This window comes from Streptomyces sp. NPDC111628, assembly GCF_055635195.1.
This window is the reverse complement of sequence record NZ_JBVKBZ010000005.1, coordinates 712,311-738,640: the sequence shown is the minus strand read 5'-3', so window position 1 is coordinate 738,640 and position 26,330 is coordinate 712,311. Positions and strand designations below refer to the sequence as shown.

At 73.4% G+C, this 26,330-nt stretch carries 22 protein-coding genes and 1 pseudogene; 11 read left to right on the top strand and 12 right to left on the bottom strand.

Features of this window, described 5'->3' with window-relative positions; translation table 11 throughout:
• From nadC to ACZ7MF_RS29230, 4 genes and pseudogenes are all read right to left on the bottom strand, one after another.
• Entirely contained in the window at nucleotides 1-990 is a 990-nt protein-coding gene (gene nadC, locus ACZ7MF_RS29245; RefSeq protein WP_471481113.1) for a carboxylating nicotinate-nucleotide diphosphorylase, read from the bottom strand.
• 5 nt (nucleotides 991-995) lie between these two features.
• Entirely contained in the window at nucleotides 996-2,729 is a 1,734-nt protein-coding gene (locus tag ACZ7MF_RS29240; RefSeq protein ID WP_471481110.1) for an L-aspartate oxidase, read from the bottom strand.
• Entirely contained in the window at nucleotides 2,726-3,739 is a 1,014-nt protein-coding gene (panC, locus tag ACZ7MF_RS29235) for a pantoate--beta-alanine ligase (RefSeq protein ID WP_471481106.1), read from the bottom strand. Before panC ends, ACZ7MF_RS29240 begins: the two co-directional genes overlap by 4 nt.
• Before the next feature lie 350 nt (nucleotides 3,740-4,089).
• Nucleotides 4,090-5,049, bottom strand: a pseudogene (locus tag ACZ7MF_RS29230) (Rossmann-like and DUF2520 domain-containing protein); the annotation flags it as partial.
• 202 nt (nucleotides 5,050-5,251) lie between these two features.
• Here ACZ7MF_RS29230 and ACZ7MF_RS29225 point away from each other — a divergent pair.
• The gene (locus ACZ7MF_RS29225) at nucleotides 5,252-6,463 is read left to right on the top strand and encodes a threonine aldolase family protein (RefSeq protein WP_471481104.1); all 1,212 of its coding nucleotides are present in this window, start codon (nucleotides 5,252-5,254) and stop codon (nucleotides 6,461-6,463) included.
• Between the two features lie 265 nt (nucleotides 6,464-6,728).
• Entirely contained in the window at nucleotides 6,729-7,835 is a 1,107-nt protein-coding gene (locus ACZ7MF_RS29220) for a DUF5937 family protein (RefSeq protein ID WP_471481102.1), read from the top strand.
• A gap of 20 nt (nucleotides 7,836-7,855) precedes the next feature.
• On the opposite strand, the gene ACZ7MF_RS29215 is transcribed toward ACZ7MF_RS29220, so the two are convergent.
• The 3 genes from ACZ7MF_RS29215 to ACZ7MF_RS29205 form a co-directional block, all read right to left on the bottom strand.
• On the bottom strand, nucleotides 7,856-8,497 hold the full coding sequence (locus ACZ7MF_RS29215; protein WP_471481101.1) for an AAA family ATPase: 642 nt from the start codon (nucleotides 8,495-8,497) through the stop codon (nucleotides 7,856-7,858).
• A 52-nt stretch (nucleotides 8,498-8,549) separates the two neighbouring features.
• A complete protein-coding gene (locus ACZ7MF_RS29210; protein WP_003975444.1) occupies nucleotides 8,550-9,224 on the bottom strand; it encodes a response regulator in 675 nt (224 codons plus the stop codon).
• Between the two features lie 65 nt (nucleotides 9,225-9,289).
• Nucleotides 9,290-10,495: a sensor histidine kinase gene (locus tag ACZ7MF_RS29205; RefSeq protein WP_356859590.1), complete on the bottom strand. Its 1,206-nt coding sequence runs from the start codon at nucleotides 10,493-10,495 to the stop codon at nucleotides 9,290-9,292.
• A gap of 118 nt (nucleotides 10,496-10,613) precedes the next feature.
• Here ACZ7MF_RS29205 and ACZ7MF_RS29200 point away from each other — a divergent pair, with 118 nt between their 5' ends.
• Nucleotides 10,614-11,702 (top strand): SAM-dependent methyltransferase, encoded by a 1,089-nt coding sequence (locus ACZ7MF_RS29200; RefSeq protein WP_471481098.1) that lies wholly within the window; start codon nucleotides 10,614-10,616, stop codon nucleotides 11,700-11,702.
• On the opposite strand, the gene ACZ7MF_RS29195 is transcribed toward ACZ7MF_RS29200, so the two are convergent.
• Entirely contained in the window at nucleotides 11,667-12,818 is a 1,152-nt protein-coding gene (locus ACZ7MF_RS29195; RefSeq protein ID WP_471481096.1) for an NADH-quinone oxidoreductase subunit D, read from the bottom strand. The two genes, ACZ7MF_RS29200 and ACZ7MF_RS29195, sit on opposite strands and share 36 nt — an antisense overlap.
• Before the next feature lie 31 nt (nucleotides 12,819-12,849).
• On the opposite strand from ACZ7MF_RS29195, the gene ACZ7MF_RS29190 reads away from it, so the two are divergent.
• Both ACZ7MF_RS29190 and ACZ7MF_RS29185 read left to right on the top strand, forming a co-directional pair.
• The gene (locus ACZ7MF_RS29190; RefSeq protein ID WP_471481094.1) at nucleotides 12,850-13,407 is read left to right on the top strand and encodes a PH domain-containing protein; all 558 of its coding nucleotides are present in this window, start codon (nucleotides 12,850-12,852) and stop codon (nucleotides 13,405-13,407) included.
• A gap of 422 nt (nucleotides 13,408-13,829) precedes the next feature.
• Nucleotides 13,830-15,116 (top strand): PH domain-containing protein, encoded by a 1,287-nt coding sequence (locus ACZ7MF_RS29185; RefSeq protein WP_471481232.1) that lies wholly within the window; start codon nucleotides 13,830-13,832, stop codon nucleotides 15,114-15,116.
• 29 nt (nucleotides 15,117-15,145) lie between these two features.
• On the opposite strand, the gene ACZ7MF_RS29180 is transcribed toward ACZ7MF_RS29185, so the two are convergent.
• Together ACZ7MF_RS29180 and ACZ7MF_RS29175 are read right to left on the bottom strand one after the other, a co-directional pair.
• Entirely contained in the window at nucleotides 15,146-16,486 is a 1,341-nt protein-coding gene (locus ACZ7MF_RS29180) for a hypothetical protein (RefSeq protein ID WP_471481092.1), read from the bottom strand.
• 136 nt (nucleotides 16,487-16,622) lie between these two features.
• On the bottom strand, nucleotides 16,623-17,756 hold the full coding sequence (locus ACZ7MF_RS29175; RefSeq protein ID WP_471481090.1) for an alpha/beta hydrolase: 1,134 nt from the start codon (nucleotides 17,754-17,756) through the stop codon (nucleotides 16,623-16,625).
• Between the two features lie 163 nt (nucleotides 17,757-17,919).
• Here ACZ7MF_RS29175 and ACZ7MF_RS29170 point away from each other — a divergent pair, with 163 nt between their 5' ends.
• The 6 genes from ACZ7MF_RS29170 to ACZ7MF_RS29145 all read left to right on the top strand — a co-directional run bounded on the left by ACZ7MF_RS29170 (nucleotide 17,920) and on the right by ACZ7MF_RS29145 (nucleotide 23,413).
• On the top strand, nucleotides 17,920-19,716 hold the full coding sequence (locus ACZ7MF_RS29170; RefSeq protein ID WP_471481088.1) for a phosphatidylglycerol lysyltransferase domain-containing protein: 1,797 nt from the start codon (nucleotides 17,920-17,922) through the stop codon (nucleotides 19,714-19,716).
• 556 nt (nucleotides 19,717-20,272) lie between these two features.
• The gene (gene folP, locus ACZ7MF_RS29165; protein ID WP_471481086.1) at nucleotides 20,273-21,139 is read left to right on the top strand and encodes a dihydropteroate synthase; all 867 of its coding nucleotides are present in this window, start codon (nucleotides 20,273-20,275) and stop codon (nucleotides 21,137-21,139) included.
• On the top strand, nucleotides 21,136-21,639 hold the full coding sequence (locus ACZ7MF_RS29160) for a nuclear transport factor 2 family protein (protein ID WP_003975434.1): 504 nt from the start codon (nucleotides 21,136-21,138) through the stop codon (nucleotides 21,637-21,639). Before folP ends, ACZ7MF_RS29160 begins: the two co-directional genes overlap by 4 nt.
• A 247-nt stretch (nucleotides 21,640-21,886) precedes the next feature.
• The gene (folB, locus tag ACZ7MF_RS29155) at nucleotides 21,887-22,246 is read left to right on the top strand and encodes a dihydroneopterin aldolase (RefSeq protein ID WP_011028954.1); all 360 of its coding nucleotides are present in this window, start codon (nucleotides 21,887-21,889) and stop codon (nucleotides 22,244-22,246) included.
• Nucleotides 22,243-22,854 (top strand): 2-amino-4-hydroxy-6-hydroxymethyldihydropteridine diphosphokinase, encoded by a 612-nt coding sequence (folK, locus tag ACZ7MF_RS29150; RefSeq protein WP_356859608.1) that lies wholly within the window; start codon nucleotides 22,243-22,245, stop codon nucleotides 22,852-22,854. Before folB ends, folK begins: the two co-directional genes overlap by 4 nt.
• A gap of 70 nt (nucleotides 22,855-22,924) precedes the next feature.
• Nucleotides 22,925-23,413 (top strand): DUF3180 domain-containing protein, encoded by a 489-nt coding sequence (locus ACZ7MF_RS29145; protein WP_471481083.1) that lies wholly within the window; start codon nucleotides 22,925-22,927, stop codon nucleotides 23,411-23,413.
• A 15-nt stretch (nucleotides 23,414-23,428) separates the two neighbouring features.
• On the opposite strand, the gene folE is transcribed toward ACZ7MF_RS29145, so the two are convergent.
• Together folE and ftsH are read right to left on the bottom strand one after the other, a co-directional pair.
• Nucleotides 23,429-24,034 (bottom strand): GTP cyclohydrolase I FolE, encoded by a 606-nt coding sequence (folE, locus tag ACZ7MF_RS29140; protein WP_471481081.1) that lies wholly within the window; start codon nucleotides 24,032-24,034, stop codon nucleotides 23,429-23,431.
• Between the two features lie 131 nt (nucleotides 24,035-24,165).
• Nucleotides 24,166-26,205 carry an ATP-dependent zinc metalloprotease FtsH gene (gene ftsH, locus ACZ7MF_RS29135; RefSeq protein WP_471481079.1) on the bottom strand — a complete coding sequence of 680 codons (2,040 nt, stop codon included), beginning with the start codon at nucleotides 26,203-26,205 and terminating at the stop codon, nucleotides 24,166-24,168.
• Nucleotides 26,206-26,330: the final 125 nt, after the last annotated feature.

Below are 26,330 nucleotides of genomic sequence, written 5' to 3'. Positions count from 1 at the left end.
CTACTCCGCCGCTCGCAGGTCCAGGCCGATGTCCAGGATCGGGGAGCTGTGGGTGAGGGCGCCCACGGCCAGGTAGTCGACGCCCGTGGCCGCGTACGCCTTGGCGTTGGTGAGGGTCAGGCGGCCCGAGGCCTCCAGGGCGGCCCGGCCGGCGACCAGGGCCACCGCCTCCTCGCACTCGGCGGGGGTGAAGTTGTCCAGGAGGATCAGGTCGGCGCCCGCGTCCACCACCTCGCGCAGCTGGTGCAGGGTGTCGACCTCGACCTCGATGGGCACCTCGGGGAAGTTCTCGCGCACGGCCTTGAAGGCCTCCGCGACGCCGCCCGCGGCGACCACGTGGTTGTCCTTGACCAGGGCCGCGTCCGAGAGGGACATGCGGTGGTTGACGCCACCGCCGCAGCGGACCGCGAACTTCTCCAGGCCGCGCAGGCCCGGCGTCGTCTTGCGGGTGTCGCGGACCTTGGCCTTCGTGCCGTCCAGGGCGTCCGCCCACGCGCGCGTGGCCGACGCGATGCCCGACATGCGGCACAGGAGGTTCAGCGCGCTGCGTTCGGCGGTCAGGATGTCGCGGGTGCGGGTGGTGACGGAGAGGAGCTTCTGGCCCTCCTCCACGCGGTCGCCGTCCTCGACATGGCGCTCCACCTCGAACTCGTCCGTGCAGACGACCGACAGCACCGCCTCGGCGACCCTGAGGCCCGCCACGACGCCCGCCTCGCGGGCCGTGAAGTCGGCCGTGGCCACGGCCTCCTCGGGGATGGTCGCCACCGTCGTCACGTCCACGCCGCCCGCCAGGTCCTCCTGGATGGCGACGTTCGCGATGTCCTCGACCTCGACCGGGTCGAGTCCGGAGTCCAGGAGGAGGGCCGCGAGTGCGGGGTCGAGGCCGCACTCCATGTAGGTGTCTTCTTCGGTGTCCGCGCCGCAGGCGCAGCCGTCGCCGCAGCCTCCGCCGGAGGCGAGGGGGAGTTCGGTGGGGTCGGAGGGGTTCACTGCTCTCACTGCTCCTGGGGACGGTGCGTCGGCTGGGCGCCGTGGACGGTCGGGGGGAATTCTGGCGTGTCCGTGGTGTGCACGGCGAGGGTGCGATCCGGGTTCAGCCGTACGACGACGTGGCGGCGCCACGTGGTGTCGTCGCGGTCCGCGTGGTCCTCGCGCCAGTGGCAGCCGCGGGTCTCCTCGCGCCGTGCCGCCGCGGCGACCAGGACGCGGGCCACGCACAGGAGGTTGGTGGCCTCCCAGGTGTCGACACCTGGCTCGGACGTCTTGCCGTGCTCGTGCAGGGCCTCGCGGGCCTCGGCGTGGAGGCCGTGCAGCCGGTCGGCCGCGCGCGCGAGGGAGTCCGCCGAGCGCAGGACTCCGGCGCCCTCCGTCATGATCCGCTGGATGGTGAGGCGCGTCTCGGGAGGGAGGAGGGGGTGCTGCGGGTGGTCCGGGTGCGGGACGGGGTCCGGTACGCGCGCGTGGAGGGTGCCGGCCGTGTGGGCGGCCGCTATGTCGGCTGCGATGCGTTCGGCGTAGACCAGGCCCTCGAGGAGGGAGTTGGAGGCCAGGCGGTTGGCGCCGTGTACGCCCGTGCAGGCCACCTCGCCGCAGGCGTACAGGCCGGGGACCGTCGTACGGCCGTGGGCGTCGGTGCGGACGCCGCCCGAGGCGTAGTGGGCGGCCGGGGCGACGGGGACCGGTTCGGTGACCGGGTCGATGCCGTGGGCGCGGCAGGCGGCGAGGATCGTGGGGAAGCGGTGTTCCCACATCGTCCTGCCGAAGTGGCGGGCGTCCAGGTACATGTGGTCGGCGCCGTGCTCCTGCATGCGGCGTGTGATGGCCTTCGCGACGATGTCCCGCGGGGCGAGTTCCGCCAGTTCGTGCTGCCCCTGCATGAAGCGCACGCCGTCCGCGTCCACCAGGTGGGCGCCCTCGCCGCGTACCGCCTCGGAGACCAGGGGCTGCTGGCCCTCGGCGTCCGCGCCCAGGAAGAGGACCGTGGGGTGGAACTGGACGAACTCGAGGTCGCTCACCTCGGCGCCCGCGCGCAGCGCGAGGGCCACTCCGTCGCCCGTGGAGACGGAGGGATTCGTCGTCGCCGAGAAGACCTGGCCCATGCCGCCGGTGGCGAGGACGACCGCGGGGGCGTGGACCGCCCCGACGCCGTCGTGCTGACCCTCGCCCATGACGTGCAGGGTGACGCCCGCGGTGCGGCCCTCGGCGTCCGTGAGGAGGTCCAGGACGAGCGCGTTCTCCACCGTGCGCAGCCCTCGCGCGCGTACCGCCTCGACCAGGGCGCGGGAGATCTCGGCGCCCGTGGCGTCGCCGCCCGCGTGGGCGATGCGGCGGCGGTGGTGGCCGCCCTCTCGGGTGAGGGCCAGGCCGCCCTCGGTGGACTCGTCGAAGTGCGCGCCGGTCGCGATCAGCCGGCGTACGGCGTCGGGGCCCTCGGTGACCAGGATGCGGACCGCTTCCTCGTCGCACAGGCCGGCGCCGGCGACCAGGGTGTCGTCCAGGTGCTGCTCGGGGGTGTCGCCCTCGCCGAGGGCCGCGGCGACGCCGCCCTGGGCCCAGCGGGTGGAGCCGTCGTCCAGGCGGGCCTTGGTGACGACGACGGTCCGCAGACCGGCGGACTCGCAGCGCAGGGCCGCGGTGAGGCCCGCGACGCCGGAGCCGACGACCACCACGTCCGCGGCGATGGCCCAGCCGGGCGCGGGGGCGTGCAGTCGTATGCCTGTGCTGGTCACGAGGCGGCTCCGAGGGGTCCGAAGGTGAGGTGGACGTTGTCGATCAGGCGGGTCGCGCCGACCCGGGCGGCGACGGCGAGGACGGCCTCGCCGGTGTGGTCGTCGCCGATCTCGGTGAAGTCGGACGGGTCGACCAGGGCGAGGTAGTCCAGCTCCAGGGGCGGGGTGGCCCGGGCGGCGTCCTCCAGCACCAGACGGGCGGCGTCCCGGACGGCCGTGGCGCTGCCGGGGGCGGAGGTGGCGACGGCGTGGGCGTCGGCCGCCGCGCGGGACTCGCCCAGGGCGCTGAGCGCCTCGGCGCGGGCCTGGGTGGCGGGCACCTCGCGGGCCCGGGCGCACAGCGCCTCCTGGGCGGCGTGCCGGTCCAGCCCTGCGAAGAGGGCCTGGGAGAGCGCGAGGGCGGTGCGGCGCTCCGTCGTCGAGAGGTAGCGGTTGCGGCTGGACAGGGCGAGGCCGTCCTCCTCGCGCACGGTGGGGACGCCGACGATCTCCATGCCGAAGTTCAGGTCGCGGACCATGCGGCGGATCAGCGCGAGCTGCTGGGCGTCCTTCTGGCCGTAGAGCGCGAGGTCGGGGCGCGTGAGGTGGAGGAGCTTGGCGACAACGGTGAGCATGCCGTCGAAGTGGCCGGGGCGGGAGGCGCCCTCCAGGCGTTCGCCCATGGGGCCCGCGGTGATGCGTACCTGGGGTTCGCCGCCCGGGTAGACCTCGTCGACGGCGGGGGCGAAGACGGCGTCGGCACCCGCCCGTCCGGCGATCTCCAGGTCGGCGTCCAGGGTGCGCGGGTAGCGGTCGAGGTCCTCGCCGGCGCCGAACTGGAGCGGGTTCACGAAGACCGTGACGACGACCTCGCCGTCCGGTCCGGCGAGGTCGCGCGCCGTGCGGATCAGGGTGGCGTGGCCCTCGTGCAGGGCGCCCATGGTCATCACGACGGCCCGGCGCCCGTGCCGCACGCGTGCGTGCAGTTCGTCGGCGGTGTGCAGGAGGACGGGAGGGGTGGGGGTCGTCATCGCGCGCCTCCGTCGTCGGTGCCGGTGGGGTCGTCGGGGCTCGGGGCGCCTTCCGGGCCAGGGGCGCCCTCGGGGCCGTCGTTGCTTCCGGGGCCGGTGGGACCGGTGAGGCCGTCGGGGCCGGTGCTTGCGTCGGGGCCCGGGGTGCCATCCGGGCCGGTGGGGCCGTCGGGCCTGGGGGTGCCCTCCGGGCCGCGGGTCCCCTCGGGGCCCGTGTCGGCGTCGGGCCTCCGTTCCCGGCCGGGGGGCCCGTCCGCGGCCGGGCCTCGCCCGGCGTCGGTGGGGCCGTCGGGGCCCGGGATGCCCTCCGGGCCGGGGGAGTCCTCGGAGCCCGTGTCGGCGTCGGGGGTGCCGTCCGGGCCGGTGGGGCCGTCCGCGGCCGGGGCTCCGGTGGGGCCCGTGCCGGTGGAGTTTTCGGCGAGTACACCGAGCAGGTCCTCGGCGAGTTCGGGCTTCAGCAGGCCGTGGTCCAGGGCGCGGTCGGCGGTCGCGCGGGCCATCGCCAGGTAGCCGGCGACGGCCTGGGGGGCGTGTTCGCGCAGCTCCACGATGTGCGCGGCGACCGTGCCGGCGTCGCCGCGCGCGACGGGGCCGGTGAGGGCCGCGTCGCCGGAGCGCAGCGCGTTGTCGAGGGAGGCGCCGAGCAGCGGGCCGAGCATCCGGTCGGGGGCCGCCACGCCGGCCGTGCGCAGCAGCTCCATGGACTGGGCGACCAGGGTGATCAGGTGGTTGGAGCCCAGGGCCAGCGCCGCGTGGTACAGCGGGCGCCTGTCCTCGGCGATCCACTCCGGCTCGCCGCCCATCTCGATGACCAGGGCCTCGGCGGCCAGCCGCAGCTCCTCGGGCGCGGTGACGCCGAAGGAGCAGCCGGCCAGGCGCTGCACGTCCACCGGGGTGCCGGTGAAGGTCATCGCCGGGTGCAGGGCCAGCGGCAGGGCGCCGGCGCGCAGCGCGGGGTCCAGGACCCTCGCTCCGTACCGACCGGAGGTGTGCACCAGCAGCTGCCCCGGACGCACCGCCCCCGTCTCGGCGAGCCCGGTCACCAGGCCGGGCAGGGCGTCGTCGGGGACGGTCAGCAGGACCAGCTCGGCGTGCCGGAGGACCTCCGCGGGCGTCATGAGCGGCACGTCGGGGAGGAGGGCTGCGGCACGCCTTCTGGAGGCGTCGGAGACCCCGGAGACGGCCACCGGACGGTGCCCGGCGAGCTGGAGGGACGCGGCCAGCGCGGGGCCCACCCGTCCGGCGCCGACAACGCCTACGGTGAGCCGCGCGGGGCGGTCCCTGGGGTCTGCCTGTGGGGTTGTGTTCACGCGACGACGGCCTTCCCGTTCCAGTCCGCTCGGGGTACCGGACGATTTCTCGTCATGTTAACGCGATCGGTCCGGGCGACGTCCGGTTGTCCACAGGCTGTGGGTTTCCGTGCGGCGCCGGAGCACACACACCTCGCGCGCGTGTCGGAACGTGTGCGGAAACCGGGTGCCCGGCGCCCGGTCCGCGCGACATGATCCCTGCATGAGCGACACGGCGGAACACGAAGAGCCGGCGGCACCGGCCGGACCGGAAGCGTCGGCAGCACAGGACGAGTCGGAGGAGCAGCGGAACAGACGCAGCCGGGCGCGACGCGTGGCCGCCCTCCGCGGCGCGCGGCGCGTACTCGCCCGCCCGGGCTTCATCACGACCCTGCGCGAGCGCATCACCCTGCTCGACGGGGCCGAGGAGCTGTACGACCTCGACGAGCCCTCCGACATGTACGGCAACGGCGTCGTGGAGGCCCTGGAGGAGAGGACCGCCGCCCTGCTCGGCACGGAGGTCGCCGCCTTCTTCCCGACCGGGACCATGGCCCAGCAGGTGGCCCTGCGCTGCTGGGCGGGCCGCACCGGCAACCCGGTCGTCGCCCTGCACGGGCTCGCGCATCCCGAAGTGCACGAGCGCGACGCCCTCAGCCGGGTCAGCGGCCTGCGCCCGGTACGGCTGACCGACGCGCCCCGGCCGCCGACCGCCGACGAGGTACGCGGTTTCGAGGAGCCGTTCGGGGCGCTCATGCTGGAACTGCCGCTCAGGGAGGCCGGATACCTGCTGCCCACCTGGGAGGAGCTCACCGAGGTCGTCGAGGCCGCCCGGGAGCGCGACGCGGTGGTCCACTTCGACGGGGCCCGCCTGTGGGAGTGCACCGTCCACTTCGGCCGCCCCCTGGCCGAGATCGCGGGCCTGGCGGACAGCGTGTACGTCTCGTTCTACAAGTCCCTCAAGGGCTACGGCGGCGCCGCCCTGGCCGGTCCCCGGACGCTGGTCGAGGAGGCGAAGGCCTGGCGGCACCGGTACGGCGGCCAGGTGTTCCAGCAGTTCCCCACGGCGCTGTCCGCCCTGGCCGGCCTGGAGCGCGAGCTGCCCCGGCTGCCCTCGTACGTGGCCCACGCGCGCGTGGTGGCGGCCGCGCTGCGCGAGGGACTCGCGGCGGCCGGGCTGCCGTGGGCGCGGGTGCACCCCGAGGTGCCGCACACGCACGAGTTCCAGGTCTGGCTGCCCTGCGACCCCGACGCCGCGAGCGAGGCGGCGCTCCGGCAGGCCGAGGAGACCGGGACGATGCTGTTCTCCCAGTCCTGGGACGCGAGCGGCCCCGGGATCGCCCTCACCGAGGTCGCGGTGGGCGAGTCGGGACTGGAGTGGACGGCCGACGAGGTGCGGGCGGCGGTCGCCGACTTCGCCGCCCGGCTGACGGCCTGAGCATGACGCCGCAGTACCTCCTGGACACCCACCGGGCGCCGGGGAGCACGGCGGGCCCCCGCCGCCCGCGGGCGGGTACGGCGGGCCCCGCGCCGGTGGTGGTCCCGGTGGCCGCGCACCCTGGGCTGACCGGCCGGGCGTCCCACGTATAGAAGGGGCTGCCCGGCGGTCCCGGCCTGCTCCCGTCCTCGTCCGCCGTCGCGCCGATTGACGGCGGCGGTCAATCGGCGGCGGCGTTGTCGGTGGCGGCGTGCACCATGGGGGCATGAGCGTGCGCATCGACATCACGGGGCTGCGGCCGGAGCGGGTCGCCGTCGTGCCCTCCCCGCTGGCCGAGCTGGGTATGGCGCTGCACGCGCTGTCCGAGCCGGGGCACCACCCGGGGCTGCAGGCCTGGGTGACGGGCGTGACCGCCCGGCTCGACTCGCACCTGGCGGACCGGATGTGCGAGGCGGACTTCCTGTGGCGGACGACGTTCTCGGACCTGTTCATGCCGTTCGCCGGGGTGCCGGGCCGCAGCACCCTGCCCGGTGCCACCCTCGCCGACGACCTGGACCTGCTCGACAAGCTGTCCGACGAGCAGTTCGTCGACGCGGCCCTGGAGTTCACCTGCGCGCTGCCGTACAGCACCGGTGGGGTCTCGGCGCTCGACGACCCCGAGGTGCGCCGGCGCGCGCTGGACCTGGCCGCCGCGCGGGGACCCCAGCAGCTGCGCTTCAGCGAGCGGCTGCTGGCCGACCCGCCGCGGATCCGGGACTGGCTGCGGCAGTTCGCCCGGGACTGCGACGAGGCGTTCTTCGCCGAGGCCTGGTCCCGGCTGCGTCACCAGCTCGCGGCCGACGCCCGCCGCAAGACGGACCTGCTGCGCCACAAGGGCCTCGCCGAGGCACTGGCCGCCGTGTCCCCGGCGGTGACCCTGGACGAGGGCGCCGCCCGGATCACCGTCGACAAGCTGGGTGACGGCCGTTCCGCGACGGCGGACGGCGGTCTGCTGCTGGTCCCGACCAGCCTGGGCTGGCCGCACCTGATGGTCCTGCACCGGCACGACTGGCAGCCGGTGCTGCACTACCCGGTCGGCTCCCCCGAGCTGGCCTCGCCGCCCTCGGTCGAGCAGCTCACGATGCGGATGACGGCGCTGTCCCACCCCGTCCGGATGCGGATCTGCCGGTATCTGGCCCGCAGTGCGTACACCACGGGCGAGCTGGCGCAGGTGCACGGCATGACGGCGCCCGAGATATCCCGGCACCTGGGCGTGCTGAAGAAGGCCGGACTGGTCACCACCCGCCGCCGCGGCCGGTACGTCCTGCACCAGCTGGACGTCACGGTGGTGGCCCGGCTGGGCAGCGACTTCCTGGAGGGGATCCTGCGCTGAAGCCGGTCCCCGGGCCGGTGTCAGTCGACCCGGATGTGCCGGATCCCGACTCCCGCCTGCCTCATCCGGGTACGCAGGGCGCCCTCGTTGTTGGGCTTCAGGGTGAGCCCCGCGAGGACGGCGATCCGGTCGGCGGTCTTCGGGACGGTCGTGTGGTCCGTCCACAGGTGCTCGGCGAACTCCGGCTCGGCCAGCCGCTCCAGGCAGTGGTCGAGCTGTCGCACGGCCCAGCTCTCCCCGCGCGGCCCGCTCCCCTGCCTCGTCCTCCCCGTCACGTGGCGCAGGGCGTGCCCGGGGCCGCGCTCGCGCAGCCGCCGCAGGACGGTCTCGCGTTCGGCGAGGAGGCTGAAGTGGTGGACGTCGTGGCCCAGTTCCCGCAGTCGCCCGACGGTCTCGGCGAAGTACCCGGGGTCGGTGACCGTCATGGGCGCGATCACCACGCCGTCGTGCTTGGTCAGCGCCAGGTCCAGCACCTCCACGACACCCTGCCGCCAGGAGACCAGGTCCTGGAAGTTGTCCCGCAGCTCGGGCGGCAGCATGCGGCGCAGCCCGAAGCCCGCGTGCTCGGGGTCGCAGACGACGCTGCCGGGGAGCCGACGCCGTATCTCGTGCGCGGTCTGTGTTTTTCCGCCCCCGAAGGGGCCGTTGATCCACAGGAGCATGCGCAGACCCTACCGACGAGCGGCCCGACGCGGAGCCCCCCGCACGGGCCCGTCAGCCCTGTCCGCCGCCGGCCCGCACCAGCCCGGTCTCGTAGGCGAGGACCACCACCTGCACGCGGTCGCGCAGGCCCAGCTTGGTCAGGATGCGGCCCACATGGGTCTTGACGGTCGCCTCGGACAGCACGAGCCGCGCCGCGATCTCGCCGTTGGACATGCCCTGCGCCACCAGCACCATCACCTCGCGCTCCCGCTCGGTGAGCCGCTGGAGCTCCTTCTGCCGGGGTTCCTGTCCGGTGGCCGGCAGCATCGGCGCGAACCGGTCCAGGAGCCGCCGGGTGGTGGAGGGGGCCACCACCGCGTCGCCGCTGTGCACGGAGCGGATCGCGGCGAGCAGCTCGCCGGGCGGCACGTCCTTGAGCATGAAGCCGGAGGCGCCCGCCTTCAGCGCCGAGAACGCGTACTCGTCGAGGTCGAAGGTGGTCAGGATCAGCACCTTCGGCGCGTTCGGGTCCACGCAGATCCGGCTGGTGGTCTCGACGCCGTCGAGCTTGGGCATGCGGACGTCCATCAGGACGACGTCCACGGCGGTCGAGCGCAGCACCTGGAGCGCCTCGACGCCGTCGCCCGCCTCCGCGACGACCTCCATGTCCGGCTGGGCCGCCAGCACCATCCGGAACCCGGTGCGCAGCAGCACCTGGTCGTCGACGAGCATCACGCGGATCGCCATCGGGGCCTCTTCTTCCTTCTCTTCCTTACAGGTGTCAATGCGGTACGTGCGTCGGGGCCCGGTGGTCAGGGCGCGGGTTTCAGCGGCAGCAGCGCACTGATGCGGAATCCTCCGCCCGGACGCGGGCCCGCGTCCAGGGTTCCGCCGACCATGCCGATCCGCTCGCGCATGCCGATCAGCCCGTGGCCCTGGCCGTCGAAGCCGCCCTCCTCGTACAGCTCGTGCGGGGCGCCCTTGCCGTCGTCCTCGATGAGCAGCCCGAGACCGTCGTCGAAGTAGACCAGGCGCACGCTCGCGCCCGCGTTCTCGCCGCCGTGCTTGCGCGTGTTGGTCAGCGCCTCCTGCACGATGCGGTACGCGGTCAGCTCCACGCCGCTGGGCAGCTGCCGGGGGGTGCCCTCGACCTTGAAGTCGACCGGCAGCCCGGAGGTGCGGCACTGCTCGACGAGGTCCTCGATCTGCTCGACGTCGGGCTGCGGCACGTACTCCCCGGCCTCCTTGTGCTCGCCGGTGCGCAGCACACCGAGCAGGCGGCGCATCTCCGCGAGCGCCTGCCGGCCGGTGGAGGAGATGGTCTCCAGGGCCTTCTTCGCCTGGTCGGGCGCCGCGTCCAGGACGTAGGCGGCTCCGTCGGCCTGCACCACCATGACGGAGACGTTGTGCGCGACGACGTCGTGCAGCTCGCGCGCGATCCGGGCGCGCTCGGCGGCGACCGCGACCTTGGCCTGTGCCTCACGCTCCTTCTCCAGCCGGGTCGCGCGCTCCTCCAGCTGCGCGAAGTAGGCGCGCCGGGTGCGGATGGAGTCGCCGAGCACCCAGGCGAGGGCGAAGGGGACCGCCTGGAAGACCGCCACGGCGATGGCGGTGCCCATGCCCAGCTCGCTGTCGGACCAGCGCAGCGCGGCGAGGGGCGCCGCGCACAGGCCCGTGGCCAGCGCGGTCCGGGAGGCCCAGCGGGCGCCGATCGCCGCCACGGTGTAGATGATCACCAGGAAGGCGAAGTCGGCCGGCATCGTCGAGACGTCGAAGACCAGTTGGCCCACGCCCAGCGCGACGGCGAGCAGCAGCATCCGCTCCGGCATCCGCTGGCGCAGCGCGATCACGACGCTGAGCAGCACCACGAAGGGGATGATCAGCGCCAGGTTGTCCGTCCCGTCCGCCCGCGTCCCCGGGGTCGCCGCGGACACCAGGGAGATTCCGAGCACGACGAAGGCCCAGAACGAGTCGACACCGGTCGGGTGTCGGCGGAGGAAGTCGTAGAGGCGCTGCACGTAACCCAGCGTAGGGAAGCGGAATAGGTGCAGGGGTCAACCGGAGGGCCGATCCGCATCGCCCGCGCATACTCCGCAAGGTGGAGGGACCGCTCTTCTGTGCCCCTAGCCTGGGTCTGTGACACCAGAAACGGCAGGGCTCAGAGGGGCTCCCGGGACGCGTGGGGAATGGCGGGGCTGGCGGGAGGCCACCCACGAGGCCCTCTACGGACCGGAGGGGTTCTACCGCACGGCGCCCGAGGGCCCCGCCGGGCACTTCCGAACGTCCGTGCACGCGTCGCCGCTGTTCGCGGGGGCCGTGGCGCGGCTGCTGTGCCGGGTCGACGAGGCGCTGGGCCGGCCCGCGGTGCTGGACTTCGTGGACATGGCGGCCGGCCGGGGCGAGCTGGTCGCCGGGGTGCTGGCGGCGCTGCCCGCCGACGTGGCCGCCCGTACGCGCGCGTACGCCGTCGAGGTCGCCGCCCGCCCCGAAGGCCTCGACCGGCGGGTCCGGTGGCTCGCTCGGCCGCCGGACGGTGTCACCGGGCTGCTGTTCGCCAACGAGTGGCTGGACAACGTGCCGGTGGACGTGGCGGAGGTGGACGCCGCGGGCGCCGTGCGCCGGGTGCTCGTACGGGGCGACGGCGCCGAGCGGCTCGGGGAGCCGGTGGCCGGGGCGGAGGCCGGGTGGCTGGCCCGGTGGTGGCCGCTGCCCGCCGAGGAGGGGCGACGCGCGGAGATCGGGCTCCCCCGCGACGAGGCCTGGGCGTCGGCCGTGGCGGCCCTGGACGCCGGGCTCGCGGTGGCCGCCGACTACGCGCACACCGCGGCCGCCCGCCCGCCGTTCGGGACGCTCACCGGCTTCCGGGAGGGGCGGGAGACCGAGCCGGTGCCGGACGGGTCGTGCGACATCACCGCACACGTGGCATTGGACGCGTGCGCGGCCGCCCACACCGCGAGGTGCACTCCGGAGTACGCGCCCCCGAATGCGCTCACACGCCCCCAGCGCGAGGTCCTGCACGCGCTCGGTGTCACCGGCGCACGCCCCCCGCTCGCGCTGGCCTCCACCGATCCGGCGGCCTACGTGCGTGCCCTCGCGAGCGCCTCCCAGGCCGCCGAGCTGACCGCGCGCGGCGGCCTGGGCGATTTCTGGTGGCTGCTCCAGCCGGTGGGGCCGGTCGACGCCGAGGCGCTACTTGTCGATGTCGCCGACCACGAAGAACAGTGACCCCAGGATCGCCACCATGTCCGCGACCAGCGTCCCGGGCAGCAGCACGGCGAGCGCCTGGATGTTGTTGTACGACGCCGAGCGCAGCTTCAGCCGGTACGGGGTCTTCTCGCCCTTGCTGACCAGGTAGTACCCGTTGATGCCGAGCGGGTTCTCGGTCCAGGCGTACGTGTGGCCCTCGGGCGCCTTCAGCACCTTCGGGAGCCGCTGGTTCACCGGCCCCGGCGCCAGCTCGGCCAGGCGGTCCAGGCAGGCGTCGGCGAGGTCGAGGGCGTTGTGCGTCTGCGCCAGGAGGCACTCGAAGCGGGCCAGGCAGTCGCCCTCGGTGCGGGTGACGACCTTGAGGGTGTCCTGGAGTTCGCCGTAGGCGAGGTACGGCTCGTCGCGGCGCAGGTCGAAGTCGACGCCGGAGGCGCGCGCGATCGGTCCGCTGACGCCGTAGCCGTGCACCGCCTCCGGGGACAGGGCGCCGACCCCCCGCGTGCGCCCCCGGAAGATCTCGTTGCCGAGGACCAGGTCGTCGAAGACGTCCATGCGCGAGCGGACCGCGGCGACGGCGGCACGCGCGCGCGTGGCCCAGCCCGCCGGGAGGTCCTCCTTGAGACCGCCGACGCGGTTGAACATGTAGTGCATGCGCCCGCCGGAGACCTCCTCCATCACGTTCTGGAGGACCTCCCGCTCCCGGAAGGCGTAGAAGACCGGGGTGATGCCGCCCAGCTCCAGCGGATACGAACCGAGGAACATCAGGTGGTTGAGCACCCGGTTCAGCTCGGCGAGCAGCGTCCGCGTCCACACCGCGCGCGTGGGCACCTCCATGCCGAGCATCCGCTCGACGGCGAGGACGACGCCCAGCTCGTTGGAGAACGCCGACAGCCAGTCGTGGCGGTTGGCGAGCATGATGATCTGACGGTAATCCCGGGCCTCGAACAGCTTCTCCGCGCCGCGGTGCATGTAGCCGATCACCGGCTCCGCGCTCGTGATGCGCTCGCCGTCCAGAACCAGCTTGAGCCGCAGCACGCCGTGGGTGGACGGGTGCTGGGGCCCGATGTTGAGCACCATGTCGGTGCTCTCCGCGGCACCGCCGATTCCGACCGTGGTCTCCGTCGTAGGAGTCATGAACACAGTCTCCCCTACGTACGCTGGCCCCATGGAGACGGGGAGCCCGGACGACGCGGGCACGGCGGGGACGGCGGAAGCGGCCGGGCGGGCGGCTCCGGCGGGCCCGTCGGCCGCGCCGAGGGACGAGCCGGTGTGGACCGGCCTGCCGCCGGGGCTGCTGCACCTGCGCCGCCTGTTGCTGGTGGTGTGGCTGGGGCTGCTGACCCTCGCCGCGGGCGTGCTGCCCGCCCTGTTCCTGGACCCGTTCTGGGCCGCCCTGGCCCTCCTGCCGCTGGCCCTGACGGCCTGGGGCTGGGTGATGCTGGAGCGAAACTGGCGCTCCTGGAGGTACGCCGAGCGCGCCGACGACCTGCTGATCAGCCGGGGTGTGCTGTGGCGGGAGGAGACCGTCGTCCCGTACGGGCGCATGCAGCTGGTCGAGGTGACCTCCGGGCCGGTCGAGCGCCACTTCGGCCTGGCCAGCGTGCAACTGCACACGGCCGCCGCCGCGACCGACGCGACCATCCCCGGCCTCGACCCGGCCGAGGCGGAACGCCTCCGCGACCGCCTCACCGAGCTGGGCGAGGCCCGATCGGCGGGCCTGTGACCGGGCCCGGGGCAGGGAGGGGCGCGACCGAGGGCGGCACCGCGGGGCGCGCGGACGGTCCGGCGGAGCACACGAGCGAGCCCCGCCCGGCGTCCCCCGACCGCAACGGAAACGCCCCCCTGCGGAATCCCAACCACGACACCGCCGAGCCCGCGGACCCCACGGCGCCCCCCGCACCCGAGCCTCCCGACGCCGACGTCACGCCAACGAACAGCGCAAGCCAACCCGGCCGCACCGACCCCGACCCAAACGGCGACAGAGCCCCGCGCCAGACGAGCCACGACGACACCGCCGAGCCCGCGGACCACTCCGCAGCCCCCGCACCCGAAGCCACCGGCTCCGACCGCGAGGGCCCCGGCGCGGGCGTCGGCAGGGCACCGGCGAAGGGGGAGGGCGCGAGCCGGGGCCGGGGCGGCGACGTCGTGGAGCGGCGCCTGCACCCCGTCACGCCCCTGCGGCGGGCGTGGGCGCCGGTCGCGGTGCTCGTCGGGTGGGCCGTGCACGATCCGGACCAGGCGCAGCGCCAGCTGACCCGGCTGACCACCACCCACCTGCTGATCGGCTTCGCCGTACTGATCCCGGCCGCCGCCCTGTACGGCTTCCTCACCTGGTGGTTCACCCACTACGCGGTGACCGACACCGAGCTGCGGATCCGCACCGGCCTGCTGTTCCGCCGCACCGCGCACATCCGCCTCGAACGCATCCAGGCGATCGACGTCACCCAGCCCCTGCTGGCCCGGGTCGCGGGCGTCGCCAAGCTCAAGCTCGACGTCATAGGCACCGGCAAGAAGGACGAACTGGCCTTCCTGGGCGCCGACGAGGCGCGTGCGCTGCGGGCCGAGCTCCTCGCGCGCGCGGCGGGCTTCGCGCCCGAGACCGCGCACGAGGTCGGCGAGGCCCCCGCGCGGCAGCTGCTGCGGGTGCCGCCCGGCGTTCTCGCCGTCTCCCTCCTGCTGACCGGCGCGACCTGGGGCACACTGCTCGCCGCCGCCGTCGTACCGACGCTGTTGTGGCTGGCCACCCACAACCTGTGGACGGTGCTGGCGACCGCCCTGCCGCTGGTGGGCGCCGCGGGCGCGAGCAGCGCCGGCCGGTTCGTCGGGGAGTACGACTGGACGGTGGCCGAGTCCCCGGACGGGCTCCGCATCGACCACGGCCTGCTCGACCGCGCCCACGAGACGGTGCCGCCGGGCCGGGTGCAGACCGTGCGCCTCGTGGAGCCGCTGCTGTGGCGGCGCCGCCGCTGGGTACGGGTCGAGCTGGACGTGGCCGGGTCGTCCAACTCGGTCCTGCTGCCGGTCGCCCCCCGGGAGATCGCCGAGTCGGTCGTCGCGCGCGTACTGCCCGGGGTGAGCGTGCCGCCCGGACCGGAGCTGACGCGCCCGCCGCGCCGGGCCGCACGCTGCCGACCGCTGTGGTGGCGCGGCCACGGGCTCGCCGTCACCGACGCGGTCTTCGCCGCCCGGTACGGCCTGCTGCGCCGCAGCCTGGCGCTCGTGCCGCACGCCAAGGTCCAGAGCGTCCGCCTGACGCAGGGCCCCTGGCGGCGCGCCCTGCGGCTGGCCGACGTCCATGTGGACACGGGGGCGAACAAGACCGTGACCGCCCGCCTGCGCGACGCCGAAGAGGCCGCGGAGCTGCTGCGGAGCCAGGCGGAACGGTCCAGGACCGGCCGCCGGGACGCCCCGCCGGACCGCTGGATGGCCTGAGGCCGAGCCCGCGGCCAGGGGACCGCGGGTCAGGAGACCGCGCTGCGCAGCCCCTGTACGTCGATCTGCTCGGTCTCGTCGTGGGCGGTCAGGTCGATCACCTGGCCCACGCCCCGGGACTCCTCGCCGGCCGGCTTGAAGGAGACCTCGGCCTCGGCCTTGTGCAGGGCGAGCGCCTCCTGGCCGACCACGTCGGCGAGGTCCTCGTTCTGCACGGTCTCCAGAGCGGCGTCGGACGCACCCGCCCCGCCCGTCGCGTCGTCGCTGGGCTTGGTGCCGAAGAAGTCGAAGCCGCCCTCGACCACCGGACGCCGCGCCGGGGCCGCCGGTACGACGGCCACCGCGGTCGGCACCGTGAAGTGCCCGTCGGCCCGCCGGGTGGACTGGGTGGGCTGACTGGGCTGCGTGGACTGGGTGGGCTGCGCGGGCCGCTCGTCGGACGTCGTGGTCGGGGAGGCGGCGGCGGTGCGCTCATGGCCGTCGGCCGCCTCGGGCTGCCCCTGGGCCTCGTCCTCCTGCCCCGCGTCGGTCGCGGGCACACCCTCGCCGCCGCCGTCGCCGCCGCCGTCCCCGCCACCGTTCCCGTCGTCGTCACCGCCGGAGCCGTCCGGGGCGGCGGCGGCCGCAGCCCGGTCGCCACCGTCCGGATCGGCGGGCGCGTCGCCGTCGAAGCGGGCCAGGGCCGCGTTCGCGCGCAGGAACAGCCGGGACCCCTCGGGCGAGAAGACCGCCGGAACGGAGGCCTCTTCGACCGCCGCGTCCCCCTCACCGGACACCTCCCCGGCCGCAGCATCCGCCCCCGGCGTTTCCTGCTCCCGAGTGTCCTGCTCCCGCGCCTCCTGCACCGGCGCCTCCTGCACCGGCGTCTCCTCCACCGGGGCGGTGCGGGCCGCCGGCAGCGCGGGTGCCTGCGGCGGGGCCTCTATCTCCAGCAGCCGGCGCCCCTCCAGCGCGCTGGCACGCTCGGTCTCCGCCGTGGCGTAGCGCCGCAGCAGCGAAGCGTGCTCATTGCGCAGCCCCGCCAGCTCGGTGCGCTTGGCCCGCAGCCGGTGCTCCAGCTTCTGCCGCAGCTCGCGCGACTCCTCCAGGTCGGACTCCAGTTCGGCGACCCGTTCCTCGAAGCGCCACTCGTCGCTCGCACGCGCGCGTGTGAGGTCGGCGACCTGCCGGCCCGCCTGCGCGTCCCAGTGCCGCATGACGACCGCGCCGACCACAGCCGTCACCGCGGCGGCCGCGGCCAGCACGCGAAGCATCATGGTCTCGCTGAAGAACCAGGGCCCGAGGGCGCAGACGACCGAAACACCTGCGATCGCCGACGGAGGAAGCAGCCTGTGCAGAGGCGGGGAATGGCGATGACGTCCACGTGGCATGGCCAGAAACTTACCGCGCGTAGGCGAATCTTGGCGCCCCGCCCCGTAAAAACACGGCCATCTCCGACGTGTTCACAGGGAACCGGGAATCCACACCCCCGACGACGGACGAATTACCCCCGGATTCCAAGATCATTCAAGAGTCCCGCCCTCCACCCAGCCGCTCATCCAGCCACCGCAGCGTCGCGGGAATCTCCCGCCGCCAGGTATTGAAGTTGTGCCCGCCGCTTTCCAGGATGATCGACGAGATCCGGGTCGGCCTCTTGCCCTTCACCAGATCAATGAACTTCAGCGTGTCCTTGTAGTTCGTCTCGCCGGTCCTGCTGCTGGTGACGAGCAGTGAAGTGTCGGGCGCGGGCGCGTTCTTGAGATACCACCACAGACTGGCCCGCTTCTCGAGCCCCTCGTCCCCCTGGAAAAGGTCACCCGTGGTGGGGTCGTTCGGCGCGTCGTAGTACGGCGACAGCCCCGCCCCGGCGGCGTACACCTCCGGATGGTGCGCGGCGAGTTTCAGGGCGCAGTAGCCACCGGTCGAGTTGCCGACGACGCCCCAGCTCCGCGGCCCCTTGGCCACCCGGTAGTGGGCGCCCACCGCCTCGGGCAGGTCCTTGGCGAAGAACGTCTCCGTCCGCGGCCCGCCCGGTACGTCCACGCACTCCGTGTCGCGCGGCGGCGCCACCGTGGGCCGCAGCATCACCAGGATCATCGGCCGCATCCGACCGGCCTTCGCCAGCTCCAGCGCCGTACGCGGGTAGTGAAGTTTCTCCACCAGCGCCTCCGCCGTCCCCGGATAACCGGTCAGGACGACGGCCGCGGGAAACGTACGGCCACGGTGCCGGGCCTGGAAGTACTCCGGCGGCAGATACACATACGCCGGTGACGCGATCCGAGACGTACGCCCGACCACCCGTATCTCCTCCACCCGCCCCGAGACGTCCGGCCGCGCCCCGCTCGCCGGCGTCACCCGCCGGTCCCCGACGACCCGCAGCGGCCCGCCGCCCGCACCGGCCGAGTGGTCCACGACCACGCCCTGCCCGTCCTCCCGCCCGAACAGGTCGGCCCAACTGCCGTAGAAACCGAAGGACTGATTGGCGACCAGTCCCACCGCCGCGAAGACCGCCACCTGGGTGGCGAGCAGCAGACCGACCCTCCCCAGAAGGGCCCGCACACCCCGCCCGGCCAGCCGCGGCCACAACCACACCGTCCCGGCGAACAGCAGCACGCCGGCCACCACCGCCAGCGCCAGCACCTTGTTGCTCGTGAGACCCATGCCTTGCTACCCGCCCGTGCTTTTCCGTTGATCAGGGGAGTGAACCTCTCCCTCCGAGACACCGTCCTAGAGGGCGCAATGTCGCCGGATGCCCGGAACGGGCCCGGAATCCACGATCTCTCGCAGAACCACAGGTGCGATGTCTGTCAGGACAGATGAGGAAATGTCGGGCGGGGTTCCGACGAGGCCCACCCGCATACGCCGCGCACTGCGCGGCCCCCGCCCGGACCGGATCCCCCTCCTCGTCGGCCGCGCCTGCGTGCTCGTCGGCCTGCTGGACATCGCGGCCGGCTCCTTCCCGCGCTTCCGCCACAGCCGGATGCACGCACTCGCCGAGGTCCTGCCCGGCGCCTTCGGCCCCTTCGCCGCCGCCCTCTCGCTCAGCGCGGGCGTCCTGCTCCTCCTGCTGGCCCACGGCCTCAAGCGCCGCAAGCGCCGGGCCTGGCGGGCGGCGGTCGCCCTGCTGCCACTGGGAGCCGTCGCCCAGTTCACATACCGCCACTCCCTCCTCGGCGCAGTGATCTCCGTGGCCCTCCTGATCCCCCTCCTCCGCCACCGCGACGAGTTCGCCGCCCTCCCCGACCCCCGCAGCCGCTGGCGGGCGCTGGCCAACTTCGTCCTCATGAGCGCCGGTTCCGTCCTGCTCGGCCTGCTCGTCGTCAACGCCCACCCGCACCGCATGCTCGGCGACCCGAGCCTGGCCGACCGCATCACCCATGTCCTCTACGGCCTGTTCGGCGTCGAGGGCCCGGTGGACTACCGCGGCAACACCTCCTGGACGGTCGCGTTCTCCCTCGGCGCCCTCGGCCTCCTGACCGCCGTCACCACGATCTACCTGGCCTTCCGCCCCGAACACCCCGCGGCCCGCCTCACCGAGGACGACGAGACCCGCCTGCGCGCCCTCCTCGCCCGGCACGGCGGCCGCGACTCCCTCGGCCACTTCGCGCTGCGCCGCGACAAGGCCGTCGTCTTCTCCCCCAGCGGCAAGGCCGCCGTCACCTACCGGGTCGTCTCCGGCGTGATGCTGGCCAGCGGCGACCCGATCGGCGACGTAGAGGCCTGGCCGGGCGCCATCGAACGCTTCATGGACGAGGCCCGGGCCCACTCCTGGACGCCGGCCGTCATGGGCTGCTCGGAGACCGGCGGCGAGGTCTGGACCCGCGAAACGGGCCTCGACGCCCTCGAACTGGGCGACGAGGCGGTGGTGGACGTAGCGGATTTCTCCCTCGCCGGCCGCGCGATGCGCAACGTGCGCCAGATGGTCAAGCGCATCGAGCGCGCCGGTTACGAGACCCGGGTACGGCGCGTGGCTGACCTCTCCGACGCCGAACTGGACCGGGTGCGCCGCGCCGCCGACGCGTGGCGCGGCACGGACACCGAGCGCGGCTTCTCCATGGCCCTGGGCCGCGTCGGCGACCCGGCCGACGGCGACTGCCTGATCGCCACAGCCCACAAACAGGACACGGAACCCGGCGAGTACGGCGACCTGAAGGCGGTCCTGCACTTCGTGCCGTGGGGCACGGACGGCGCGTCCCTGGACCTCATGCGGCGCGACCGCGCGGCCGACCCCGGCATGAACGAACTCCTGATCGTGGCCGCGCTCCAGGCCGCCCCGAAACTGGGCATCGCGCGGATGTCGCTGAACTTCGCGATGTTCCGCGCGGCGCTCGCGCGCGGCGAGAAGATCGGCGCGGGCCCGGTCCTCCGCGCGTGGCGCGGGCTGCTGGTCTTCCTCTCCCGCTGGTTCCAGATCGAGTCCCTGTACAAGTTCAACGCGAAGTTCCGGCCCCGGTGGGAGCCGCGCTTCGTCGTCTACCGCCGCTCGGCCGACCTCCCGCGCATCGGCTTCGCCGCGATGCAGGCGGAGGGCTTCGTCACGATCTCCCTCCCCCGCTTCCTCCAGCGCCGGACGCCCTCGCGCCGCCCCTGCGCCCACCAGGCGCCGGCGCGAGCGGCGTGACGGTCAGTGGGCCGACGTGTTCTCCGTCACCCGGGGCGGGTGCGGGCGCGAGGGGGACGCGGCCCGGCGTAGCGGGGTGCCGCTGCGCCCACCCGTGCCGCCCCAGCGGCACGACTGCCCGCAGCTGCGGCGGGGGCGGCGGCGACTGCCCGCAGCGGCGGCCGGGGGCGGCGGCGCGCTGCGGCGGCGGGGGCGGCGGCGACGGCGACGGCGCGCAGCTGGGGCGGTGGCGACGCGGCGGGAGAGCCGCGTACGGCGGGACGGGGCGCCGGAGGACGGCGGGCCGCAGCCGCGTACGGCGAGAAGGGGTCGTGTCGGGGGGTGTCCGCACGCAGCGGTTGGCGCGTCAACGCCCCGAGCCTCTTCAAGTGACCGATTCCGCGCCGTTCCGAGGACGGACACCCCCCGACGCGGCCCCGACCCACCCACCGAACCCACCGCGCCACCCGCACCCCCACCGCACCCGCACAGGCCGCCGCAGGCACCCGCAGGCACCCGGTACAGCCGCCGCAGGCACCCCGCGCACCCGCCACAGCCCACCGCCTACGCTGAACACATGAGCAAGCAGACCGGCCGCCGCCGACGCCATCTCGCGGGACTGACCGCATGGGACCGCTGCGCGGTCATGGGAGTCGTCAACGTGACCCCCGACTCCTTCTCCGACGGCGGCCGCTTCTTCGACACCACGTCGGCCATCAAGCACGGCCTGGACCTGGTCGCCCAGGGCGCCGACCTCGTGGACGTCGGCGGCGAGTCCACCCGCCCCGGCGCCACCCGCGTGGACGAGGACGAGGAACTCAGGCGCGTCGTCCCGGTCGTGCGCGGCCTCGCCTCCGAGGGCGTGGCGGTCTCCGTCGACACCATGCGCGCCTCCGTCGCCGAGCAGGCCCTCGCCGCCGGCGCCGCCCTGGTCAACGACGTCAGCGGCGGCCTGGCCGACCCCCGGATGATCCCGGTCGTCGCCGACACGGGCGCCCCCTTCGTCGTCATGCACTGGCGCGGCCTCCTGAAGGACGGCAACGTCAAAGGCACCTACACCGACGTCGTGACAGAGGTCGTCGACGAACTGCACGCACGCGTGGAGGCCGTCCTCGACGGCGGCATCGCCCCCGACCGCGTGATCGTCGACCCGGGCCTCGGCTTCTCCAAGGACGCCGAGCACGACCTCGTCCTCCTCGCCCACCTCGACCGCCTCCTCGCCCTCGGCCACCCCCTCCTCGTCGCCGCCTCCCGCAAACGCTTCCTCGGCCGCGTCCTCGCCGGCCCCGACGCCGCCCCGCCCCCCGCGCGCGAGCGCGACGCGGCCACCGCCGCGGTCTCCGCGCTCGCCGCCCAGGCCGGCGCGTGGGCGGTCCGCGTCCACGAGGTCCGCGCCACGGCCGACGCCGTCCGCGTCGCCCGCGCCGTCGAAGGCGCCCGATGAACGCGCCGCACCTCGACGTCGAACAGGTCGAGGCCGCGAACACCGCCTTCTACGAGGCACTGGAGGAGGGCGACTTCGAGAAGGTCTCCGAGTTCTGGCTCACCCCCTCCGACCTGGGCGTCGACGAGTCGTACCACGACCCGGCCGACGCCGGCGTGGTCTCCTGCGTCCACCCGGGCTGGCCGGTACTCACCGGCCGCGGCGAGGTCCTGCGCTCCTACGCCCTGATCATGGCGAACACGGACTACATCCAGTTCTTCCTCACCGACGTGCACGTCTCCGTCACCGGCGACACCGCCCTGGTCACCTGCACCGAGAACATCCTCAGCGGCGGCCCCGCCCCCGACGGCGGCGAGGAGCTCGGTCCGCTCGTCGGCCAGCTCGTCGTCGCCACCAACACCTTCCGGCGCACGCCCGCCGGCTGGAAGCTCTGGTCCCACCACGCCTCCCCCGTCCTCGCGGAAACCGAGGACGAGGACGGCGAGGACACACCGCCCTGACCCGGCCGGCGACTGGGAGCACCGAGAAGTGGTTGGAATCACGGACCGGCGGGTAGGGGCGGCTACCAACCCGTGATCCACCGGGACCGCCAGGGAGAACGCGCGGTGAATACCTGCCCGCTCCCCACCCAGCCCCGCCCCCCGCGGCCCGGCACTGTCGGTGCACGCGGGTAGATTCGACTGGGGCCGCCGTACCACCCGCACGTGGTACGACCGGCCGAGACCGACGACTGCAGGAGTGATTCGCGTGGATCGTGTCGCGCTGCGCGGCCTGAAGGCCCGCGGGCACCACGGTGTGTTCCCCAAGGAGCGCGAGGACGGCCAGACCTTCCTCGTGGACATCGTCCTTGGCCTGGACACCCGCCCGGCCGCGGCCGACGACGACCTGGCGAAGACCGTGCACTACGGCATCGTGGCCGAGGAGGTCGTGGCCGTCGTCGAGGGCGAGCCGGTCAACCTCGTCGAGACCCTCGCCGAGCGCATCGCCCAGGTCTGTCTGAAGCACGAAGGGGTCGAGGAGGTCGAGGTCTGCGTCCACAAGCCGGACGCGCCGATCACCGTCCCCTTCGACGACGTGACCGTCACCATCATCCGGAGCCGTGTATGAGCGCCCCCTTCGCCAAGGGTCCGAGCGACCCGACCGTACAGCCCGTGCCCGCCTCCGTCATCGAGCAGGTCGACGCCGCGGACACCACCCTGTCCAACCCCAAGCGCGCGGTCGTCGCCCTCGGCGCCAACCTCGGCAACCGCCTGGAGACCCTCCAGGGCGCGATCGACGCCCTGGAGGACACCCCGGGCCTGCGCGTCAAAGGGGTCTCCCCCGTCTACGAGACGGAGCCGTGGGGGGTGGCCCCCGACAGCCAGCCCTCGTACTTCAACGCGGTCGTGATCGTGAAGACGACGCTGCCCCCGTCCTCGCTCCTGGAGCGGGCGCACGCGGTCGAGGAGGCCTTCCACCGGGTCCGCGACGAGCGCTGGGGCCCGCGCACCCTGGACGTCGACATCGTCGCCTACGCCGAGGTCGTCTCCGACGACCCGCACCTCACCCTCCCTCACCCGCGCGCCCACGAACGCGCCTTCGTGCTGGCCCCCTGGCTGGACGTCGACCCGGAGGCCGACCTGCCCGGCCGGGGCCGGGTCGCCGACCTTCTGACCGCCGTCACCCGCGACGGCGTCGCGCCCCGCGCCGACCTGGAACTCCGGCTGCCCGAGTAGTCGTTAAGGTCGACGAGGACGACGAGGTCAGGACGACCGCGCCGGGGAGCCGAAGGGACACCGGAACACCGTGAAAGAGTTGCGCATCAGGGTGCTGGCCGGCGTGTTGGTCGTCGCCGGAGTGCTGTCCTGGGCCGGCGCCCGCCTGTGGAACTCGGTCGGGACCCTCCCGAGCGTCCCCCTCGCCGCCCCCGTCGTCCTCGCCCTGATCGCAGTGATCCTGCTGGCCACTGCGCTCTCGATCCGCGCCCGCCTCAAGGCCCAGCGGGACCGCGTCCCCGGCGCCAAGGGCGTCGACCCGATGATGGCGGCCCGCGCCGTCGTCTTCGGCCAGGCCAGCGCCCTGGTGGCCGCCCTCGTCGCCGGCATGTACGGCGGCACGGGCGTCTTCCTGCTGGAGTACCTCGACATCCCGGCCCGCCGCGACCAGGCCATCTACGCGGGCGCCTCGGTCGTCGCAGGCATCGCCGTCATAGCGGCCGCCCTCTTCATGGAACGAGTCTGCAGACTCCCCGAAGACGAGGACGACGACCACCCGGGCACCGCATCGGCGGCATGAGCCGCACCCGCGAGCTCAGCGGGCCATGATCAGACTCATGGCCTCGTTGCGCGTGGCGACATCCCGCAGCTGACCCCGCACGGCCGAGGTGAGGGTCTTCGCCCCCGGCTTGCGGATGCCCCGCATGGACATGCACATGTGCTCGCACTCGACCACGACGATCACCCCGCGCGGTTCCAGGATCTCCATCAAGGAGTCCGCGATCTGCGTGGTGAGACGTTCCTGCACCTGCGGGCGGCGCGCATAGACGTCCACGAGCCGGGCCAACTTCGACAGACCGGTGATCTTCCCGCTGGCGGACGGGATGTAGCCGACGTGCGCCACCCCGCGGAACGGCACCAGATGATGCTCACATGTCGAGAACACTTCAATGTCCTTCACCAGGACCATCTCGTCGTGCCCGAGGTCGAACGTCGTCGTCAGAACGTCCTCCGGCTCCTGCCACAGACCGGCGAATATCTCCTTGTACGCCCGTGCCACGCGTGCCGGAGTCTCCCTGAGGCCCTCGCGGTCCGGGTCCTCGCCGACCGCGATCAGCAGTTCGCGTACGGCGTTCTCGGCCCGCTTCTCGTCGAACTCGCCGATCCGGCCCTCGCCGTCCAGCGTCACGGGGTCGGTCATGTGATGCCTCGTTCCTGATCCGTCCTGCGACGGCATACGAAAATGCCGCACCCCCCAAGGCTAGAACCTGGGGGGCGCGGCATACATTCCGGGCCTGGTCGGGCCGCCGGGGCGGTCCGAGGCGGCCGGGGTCAGCTCTCCGGGCGGTCCTCCGGTGCTCGCTCCGGTGCCGGAGCGGGCTCCACCGTGGTGCTCTTGGCGGTGGAGATCGCCGCCGTCGCGCCGTTCGCGCCGTTCGTCAGTGCCAGCTCCTTGGGGGAGAGCACCGGCGGACGGGTCGAGGGCGTACGGCGGGAGGAACCGGTCCAGGCGGGCCGGGACGGACGCTTGACGATCTGGGCGAAGACCTCGGCGATCTCCTCCTTGCCCAGTGTCTCCTTCTCCAGCAGCGCGAGGACGAGGTTGTCGAGGACGTCGCGGTTCTCGACCAGGATCTCCCAGGCCTCGTTGTGCGCCGTCTCGATGAGCTTCTTGACCTCTTCGTCGACCAGCGCGGCGACCTCTTCCGAGTAGTCGCGCTGGTGCGCCATCTCACGCCCGAGGAACGGCTCGCTGTTGTCGCCGCCGAACTTGATGGCACCGAGGCGCTCGGTCATGCCGTACTGCGTGACCATGGCACGGGCCACGCTGGTGGCCTTCTCGATGTCGTTGGCGGCGCCCGTCGTCGGGTCGTGGAAGACCAGTTCCTCGGCCGCGCGGCCGCCCAGCATGTAGGCGAGCTGGTCGAGCATCTCGTTGCGCGTGGTCGAGTACTTGTCCTCGTCCGGGAGCACCATCGTGTAGCCGAGGGCCCGGCCTCTGGACAGGATCGTGATCTTGTGGACCGGGTCGGAGTTCGGTGAGGCCGCCGCGACCAGGGCGTGACCGCCCTCGTGGTACGCGGTGATCTTCTTCTCCTTGTCCGACATGATCCGGGTCCGCTTCTGCGGGCCCGCGACCACGCGGTCGATCGCCTCGTCCAGCATGTGGTTGTCGATCAGCTTCTGGTCGCTGCGGGCCGTCAGCAGGGCGGCCTCGTTCAGCACGTTGGCCAGATCGGCACCGGTCATGCCGGGCGTACGGCGGGCGACGGCCGACAGGTCGACGTCGGGCGCTACCGGCTTGCCCTTCTGGTGGACCTTGAGGATCTCCAGACGGCCCTGCATGTCCGGGCGGTCGACGGCGATCTGCCGGTCGAAGCGGCCGGGGCGCAGCAGCGCCGGGTCGAGGATGTCGGGCCGGTTCGTCGCGGCGATGAGGATCACGCCGCCCTTGACGTCGAAGCCGTCCATCTCGACGAGCAGCTGGTTCAGGGTCTGCTCGCGCTCGTCGTGACCGCCGCCGAGGCCGGCGCCGCGGTGGCGGCCGACCGCGTCGATCTCGTCGACGAAGACGATGGCCGGGGCGTTCGCCTTGGCCTGCTCGAACAGGTCGCGCACTCGGGAGGCACCGACACCGACGAACATCTCGACGAAGTCGGAACCGGAGATCGAGTAGAACGGCACGCCCGCCTCGCCCGCGACGGCACGCGCGAGCAGGGTCTTGCCGGTGCCGGGCGGGCCGTACAGCAGCACGCCCTTGGGGATCTTGGCGCCGACGGCCTGGAACTTGGCCGGCTCCTGGAGGAACTCCTTGATCTCGTGGAGTTCCTCGACGGCCTCGTCGGACCCCGCGACGTCGGAGAACGTCGTCTTCGGGGTGTCCTTGGTGATGAGCTTCGCCTTGGACTTGCCGAAGTTCATGACCCGGGAGCCGCCGCCCTGCATCTGATTCATCAGGAACAGGAAGACGACCACGATGAGGACGAACGGGAGCAGGGAGAGCAGAATCCCGACGAACGGGTTCTGCTTCGACGGCGACACGGTGTAGCCGTCGGGGATCTGCTTGTCCTGGTACTTGTTCTGAAGTGTGTTGGCGAGGGTCACGCCCTGGTCGCCGATGTAGCTCGCCTGGATCTTCGAGCTGCCCTCGACCTTCTGGCCGTCCTTGAGCTGGACCTTGATGGTCTGCTCGTCACCGGTGGTCAGCTTGGCCGACTCGACCCTGTTGTCGTTGATCGCCTGGACGACCTGGCCCGTGTCCACCGTCTTGTAGCCACCGGACGAGCCCACGACCTGCATCAACACGACCACGGCAAGGACGGCCAGCACGATCCACATGATTGGCCCACGGAAGTATCGCTTCACGTCCATCCACACGGAGCGGTGTCGCCCCGTCCCTCCTGCCATAGTGAGTTTGATAAGACAGTTCTTCTGACGGTACCCCAGCGTGGCGGCCCTCAGCCGCACGGGCGGGCCGACGTCCCGTCTGCATGCTC

Bases quoted from the DNA above. Each gene is read 5' to 3' on its own strand.
- folE (WP_471481081.1), bottom strand. From the start codon at position 24,034: ATGACCGACCCCGTGACGCTGGACGGCGAGGGCCGGATCGGCGAGTTC.
- ACZ7MF_RS29220 (WP_471481102.1), top strand. From the start codon at position 6,729: ATGAGCGTGCGCATCGACATCACGGGGCTGCGGCCGGAGCGGGTCGCC.
- ACZ7MF_RS29195 (WP_471481096.1), bottom strand. From the start codon at position 12,818: ATGACTCCTACGACGGAGACCACGGTCGGAATCGGCGGTGCCGCGGAG.
- ftsH (WP_471481079.1), bottom strand. From the start codon at position 26,205: ATGGACGTGAAGCGATACTTCCGTGGGCCAATCATGTGGATCGTGCTG.
- ACZ7MF_RS29210 (WP_003975444.1), bottom strand. From the start codon at position 9,224: ATGGCGATCCGCGTGATGCTCGTCGACGACCAGGTGCTGCTGCGCACC.
- ACZ7MF_RS29190 (WP_471481094.1), top strand. From the start codon at position 12,850: ATGGAGACGGGGAGCCCGGACGACGCGGGCACGGCGGGGACGGCGGAA.
- ACZ7MF_RS29160 (WP_003975434.1), top strand. From the start codon at position 21,136: ATGAACGCGCCGCACCTCGACGTCGAACAGGTCGAGGCCGCGAACACC.
- folP (WP_471481086.1), top strand. From the start codon at position 20,273: ATGAGCAAGCAGACCGGCCGCCGCCGACGCCATCTCGCGGGACTGACC.
- panC (WP_471481106.1), bottom strand. From the start codon at position 3,739: ATGACGACCCCCACCCCTCCCGTCCTCCTGCACACCGCCGACGAACTG.
- ACZ7MF_RS29175 (WP_471481090.1), bottom strand. From the start codon at position 17,756: ATGGGTCTCACGAGCAACAAGGTGCTGGCGCTGGCGGTGGTGGCCGGC.
- ACZ7MF_RS29170 (WP_471481088.1), top strand. From the start codon at position 17,920: ATGTCGGGCGGGGTTCCGACGAGGCCCACCCGCATACGCCGCGCACTG.
- ACZ7MF_RS29215 (WP_471481101.1), bottom strand. From the start codon at position 8,497: ATGCTCCTGTGGATCAACGGCCCCTTCGGGGGCGGAAAAACACAGACC.
- ACZ7MF_RS29225 (WP_471481104.1), top strand. From the start codon at position 5,252: ATGAGCGACACGGCGGAACACGAAGAGCCGGCGGCACCGGCCGGACCG.
- ACZ7MF_RS29180 (WP_471481092.1), bottom strand. From the start codon at position 16,486: ATGCCACGTGGACGTCATCGCCATTCCCCGCCTCTGCACAGGCTGCTT.
- folK (WP_356859608.1), top strand. From the start codon at position 22,243: ATGAGCGCCCCCTTCGCCAAGGGTCCGAGCGACCCGACCGTACAGCCC.